At 64.8% G+C, this 4,873-nt stretch carries 5 protein-coding genes; all 5 read left to right on the forward strand.

Annotated features, from left to right (window positions below):
- Nucleotides 1-769 (forward strand): dioxygenase family protein (locus JOZ76_RS06280; RefSeq protein WP_291697763.1); only part of this gene is annotated, 769 nt, incomplete at its 5' end.
- Between the two features lie 101 nt (nt 770-870).
- Nucleotides 871-2,115, forward strand: a complete 1,245-nt coding sequence (locus tag JOZ76_RS06285) for an amino acid ABC transporter substrate-binding protein (RefSeq protein WP_291697764.1) — start codon at nt 871-873, stop codon at nt 2,113-2,115.
- Nucleotides 2,116-2,363: 248 nt separating this feature from the next.
- Nucleotides 2,364-3,239, forward strand: coding sequence for a branched-chain amino acid ABC transporter permease (locus JOZ76_RS06290; RefSeq protein ID WP_291697765.1), 876 nt, complete (start codon nt 2,364-2,366; stop codon nt 3,237-3,239).
- 3 nt (nt 3,240-3,242) lie between these two features.
- Nucleotides 3,243-4,199: a branched-chain amino acid ABC transporter permease gene (locus JOZ76_RS06295; protein ID WP_291697766.1), complete on the forward strand. Its 957-nt coding sequence runs from the start codon at nt 3,243-3,245 to the stop codon at nt 4,197-4,199.
- Nucleotides 4,196-4,873: ABC transporter ATP-binding protein (locus tag JOZ76_RS06300; protein ID WP_291697767.1), on the forward strand; the 678-nt coding region annotated here is incomplete at its 3' end. The genes JOZ76_RS06295 and JOZ76_RS06300, both read left to right, overlap by 4 nt.

The raw sequence follows: 4,873 nt of genomic DNA on the forward strand, positions 1-4,873 counted from the left end.
GGCCTGTACGCCGGTGCGGCAGGAGTTCATCCTGCTGTCCGACACGCTTGGGCTCTCGGCGCTGGTCAACAGCCTGCACGACCTGACTGCGATCGAGGAGGGGACCCATAATAGCCTGCTCGGCCCGTTCTATCGCGAGGTCGCGCCTAACCTGCCGCTCGCTAGCCAGATCTCCAAACACGTCAAGCCCGGCACCGAATGCGTGCTGTATGGCCGCATCACCGACATCAACGACAAGCCGATCGCGAACGCCACCGTCTCGGTCTGGCAGACCGGCGCCGACGGCCTCTACGACGTGCAGGAAGGCCCCGGCGCCGTCGACTATCGCGGCGTATTCGCGAGCGACGCCAACGGTGCCTATTATCTGCGCACCGTCAAACCGCTCGGCTACTCGATCCCGATGGACGGGCCGGTCGGCGGCATGGTGCGCGCCCAGGCCCGTCACGGCATGCGGCCGGCCCATATCCATTACCTTGTGGCCGCGCCAGGCTATCGCGAGCTCGTCACGGCGCTCTATCTGCGCGACGACCCGCATCTGGCCGACGATGTCGTGTTCGGCTCCTCCGGCGATCTCGCTGTCGACATCGAGACCGGCGATCCGGACTGCCCGATCAAGGGCCTGCCCTCGATCCGCTTCGATCTCAAACTGGCGCGCGAAAGCGCCGTCGACAAAACAACCGGGCGCGTCGGCTCCGATCCTTCGGCGATCTTGAAACCAGCCCCCAGAGAAGGAATAACTACCGAGGCACCGGCGCCGGCGGCGAGCTGACGGCGGCTGCGTGGCCGTCTGGCACGGCGGATTGGGGATTTGGGGTGGCAACAAGCGCACACGCGCCACGTGTGCAGAGAGAAACGCATAGGGGAGGACAAATGGATCGCAGAACGCTGCTGGGCGGGGCAATGGCCGTCGCCGCATTGGGAATGACTTCGGCCAGCCGCGCGGACGAGCCGCCGATCAGGATCGGCATGTCGATGCCGCAGACCGGAGGCCTGGCTGCCGGCGGCAAGGCCTCGCTGCTCGGCATCGAGATCTGGCGCGACGACGTGAATGCCCGCGGCGGGCTGCTCGGCCGCAAGGTCGAGCTGGTCGTCTATGACGATAAATCGAGCGCCTCCGAGACGCCCGCGATCTACGCAAAGCTGCTCGACGTCGACAAGGTCGACCTGTTGTTCGCGCCCTACGCCACCGTTCCGACCGCGCCGATCATGCCACTGGTCAAGCAGCGCGGCATGCTGCTCATGGGCAATTTCTCGTTCCAGGTGAACAGCAAAATCCACCACGACATGTGGTTCAACAATGCGCCGTGGGGACCGGCCGACGCCTGGGCCAGGGGCTTTCTCGGCCTCGGGCAGAAGGCCGGCGGCAAGACGGTTGCGATGCTCTCGGCCGACCAGGAATTTGCCCAGAACCTGATCACGACCGCGCGCGACGTCGCCAAGAAGATGGATCTCTCGGTCGTGTTCGATCAGACCTATCCGCCGTCGACCGCCGAGTTCTCCTCGATCATCCGCGCGCTCAATGCGGCCAAGCCCGACATCGTCTATGTCGCCTCCTATCCGCCGGATTCGGCGGCGATCCTGCGCGCCGTGAACGAGATCGGGGTTGGCGACAACGTCAAGATCTTTGGCGGCGCCATGGTCGGCCTGCAGTTCGCAGGCGTCATGGAGAATCTGGGCTCGCTCTTGAACGGCGTCGTCAACTACAATAGCTGGCTGCCCGAACCGAGCATGTACTTCGACGGCACCAAGGCGTTCTTCGAGACCTATTCCAAGCGCGCCGTCGAGGCCAAGGTCGATCCGCTCGGCTACTATCTTCCGCCTTACGGCTTTGCCATGGGCCAGCTGATCGAACAGGCCGTCACGGCGACGAAATCGCTCGACCAGAAGACGCTGGCCAAATATCTGCGCGAGCACGTGCACAAGACCATCGTCGGGTCGATCGAATTTGCCGAGGACGGCGAGTGGAAGGAGACAGCGACGCTCGAGGCACAATTCCGCGGCGTCAAGGACAAGAACCTCGATCAGTTCCGTTCCTCCGGCAAGCAGGTCATCTTGTTTCCCGAGCGGTTGAAGACCGGTGAGCTCATCACCCCCTTCGAGGCCGCCCGCAACTAGGCATGATGAAATGAGGTTCGATAGGCGCCGCGCTGAAGGTGAGCCCCCTCTCCCCGCTTGCGGGGAGAGGGTTGGGGTGAGGGGGAGTCTCAAGGGACTGAGTTTGCGGGGGCTCCCCCTCACCCGCATCGCATCTTCAGATGCGATGCGACCTCTCCCCGCAAGCGGGGAGAGGTGAGCGCTGCCCCCGTGTACCGAACGACATTCATCATGCTTTCAGGCGATCTGCGGGCAAGGAGGTAGCGCGGGTGTTTTCGTGGGACTTGCTGCGCGACGCAGTGGTGCTCGGCATGCTGCTCGGCTGCTTCTATGCGGCCGTCAGCGTCGGCCTGTCGATCTCGTTCGGGCTCTTGGACGTGCCGCAGGTGGCGCACCCGGCGTTCTTGGTGCTGGCGTCCTATGGCGTCTATCTTTTGAACGATCTCTATGACCTCGATCCGCTCATCGCCGGATTTCTGCTCACGCCGGTGTTCTTCCTGCTCGGCCTCGTCACCTACCGTCTCTACTACGAGACGTTCGAGCGGCGCGGCAGCGAGGCCGGCGTGCGCGGCATCGCCTTCTTCTTCGGCGTCGCCTTCATCATCGAGGTGCTGATCATCCTCTGGTTCGGCGTCGATCAGCGCTCGGTGACGGCGCATTATATCGGCAAGGCCTGGCGGTTCGGCGGCTTGCGAATTCCACTCCGCCAGCTCGTCGCCTTCGGGGTCGCGATCGCTCTGACGGGCCTGCTCTCGATCTATCTGTCGCAGACCTTCATGGGCCGCGCGATCCGCGCCGTCGTGCAGGATGAAGAGGGCTTGCGGCTGATGGGCGCCAATCCGGTCAAGATCAAGCAGTTCGCTTTCGGGATTGCGACCGCGGTGCTCGGCATCGCCGGCGCGCTGCTGATCATCGTCGCGCCCGTGGAGCCGACGCTCGACCGCGTCTATATCGGACGGACTTTTTGCGTCGTGGTCATGGCCGGGCTCGGCAGCATCACCGGCACGCTGGTCGCCGCCATCATCCTCGGCGTGGCCGAGACCATCGTGCTGACTTTGTTCGGCGCGTCCTGGGCGCCCGCCGTCTCCTTTGCGATGCTGCTCGGCATTCTCGCCGTGCGGCCGCAAGGCTTGCTCGGCAGGTGACCCGTGCGCCGTAGCGACATTGCCTTCTGGACCGGCGCCGCGCTCTTCCTGCTGGCCGTCCTGCTCGCAAGCCTGCTGCTGCGCAACGAGTATCCGTTTTTCGCCGGCTATGTGATCCTGCAATTCATCGTGCTGGCGGTCGCCTGGAGCATTCTCGGCGGTGCCGCGGGCTACGTGAATTTCGGCACTAATGCCTTCTTCGGCGCCGGCGTCTACACTGCCGTATTCCTGACCAAAGCGTTCGGCGCGCCGCTTCTGGTGCAGATCGCGGTCGCGGCCGCGGTCGGCAGCCTGCTCGGCTTCGCCGTCGGCCTGCTCACGCTGCGCATGCAGGGCATCTTCTTCTCGATCGCGACGATCGCGCTCGCCATCATTATCGAGACGACTGTCATGAACTGGCGTTATGTCGGGGGCGCTGCCGGCATCCAGCTGCAGCGGCCGCCAGTCACGGCGCCGTTCGACAGCTACGTCAAAATGCTGTTTTTCGTGCAGGCGCTGCTGGTGGTCGTCTCCGTTGCGATCACGCGCTACATCCAGCACTCCTGGATCGGCCGCGGCCTGCAGGCGCTGAAGGACGACGAACTCGCCGCCGAGTGCACGGGCGTGCCGACCCTGCGGCTGAAAATGCTCGCCTGCGTGCTCTCAGGCGCGCTGCTCGCCGCCGCCGGCGCTCCGGCCGCGATGTATCTGCAATATGCCGACCCCTCCTCCGCCTTCAATCTCAACTACTCGGTCTCGGTGCTGGCGATGGCGCTGATCGGCGGCACCGCGCACTGGATCGGCCCGGTGCTCGGTGCCATCCTGCTCGGCTCGACCCAGCAGGTGCTGGCGGTGACGATCTCCTCGGAGGTCAACGTGCTGGTGCTCGGCATCATGCTGGTGCTGTTCGTGGTCGGTGCGCCAAAGGGCCTGATCGGGCTGTTCCGCAGCTTCTCGCCGCGCACCGGAGCACGCAAATGATTTTGGGCCCCGCACAAGACGCCCCGCTGCTCGCGATCGACGCCATGACCCGCAGCTTTGGCGGCTTCGTCGCGCTCGACAATGTATCGATTGAGATCCGCAAGGGCGAGCGGTTCGGGCTTATCGGACCGAACGGTTCTGGCAAGACCACGCTGATCAACTGCATTTCCGGCGCGCTGCTGCCGCAGAAGGGCACCGTGCGGTTCTGCGGCGAGGACATCACGCAACTGCCGGCCAGCGCGCGCGCACACCGCGGTATTGCGCGCAGCTTTCAGATTCCGCGGCCGTTCCGCAGCATGACTATCGTCGAGAACCTGATGGTGGCGCTCGATTTCGCCGCCCGTCACACTGGCACGCCGGCGCAGCGGCTGGACGTCGCGATGTCGATCCTCTCCCGGATGGGCCTTGCCGCGAAAGCCCATGTCTCGACCGCGGCGCTGAGCCAGGTCGAGCTGCGCAAGATGGAACTCGCCCGCGCGGTGGCCGCGAGCCCAAAACTGCTGGTCTCCGACGAGGCGATGGCGGGGCTCTCCAGCGCCGAGGTCGACGAGGTTCTCGATCTGTTGCTCAGCCTTGCCGGCGAGGACATTGCCATCATCATGATCGAGCACATCATGCAGGCGGTGATGCGGTTTTCCGAGCGCGTGATGTGCCTCGATGCCGGGCGCATCATC

The organism is Bradyrhizobium sp. (assembly GCF_019244115.1).
Classification (GTDB): Bacteria; Pseudomonadota; Alphaproteobacteria; order Rhizobiales; family Xanthobacteraceae; genus Bradyrhizobium.

Coding starts and splice junctions, on each gene's coding strand:
- JOZ76_RS06285 (WP_291697764.1), top strand. CDS start 871: ATGGATCGCAGAACGCTGCTGGGCGGGGCAATGGCCGTCGCCGCATTG.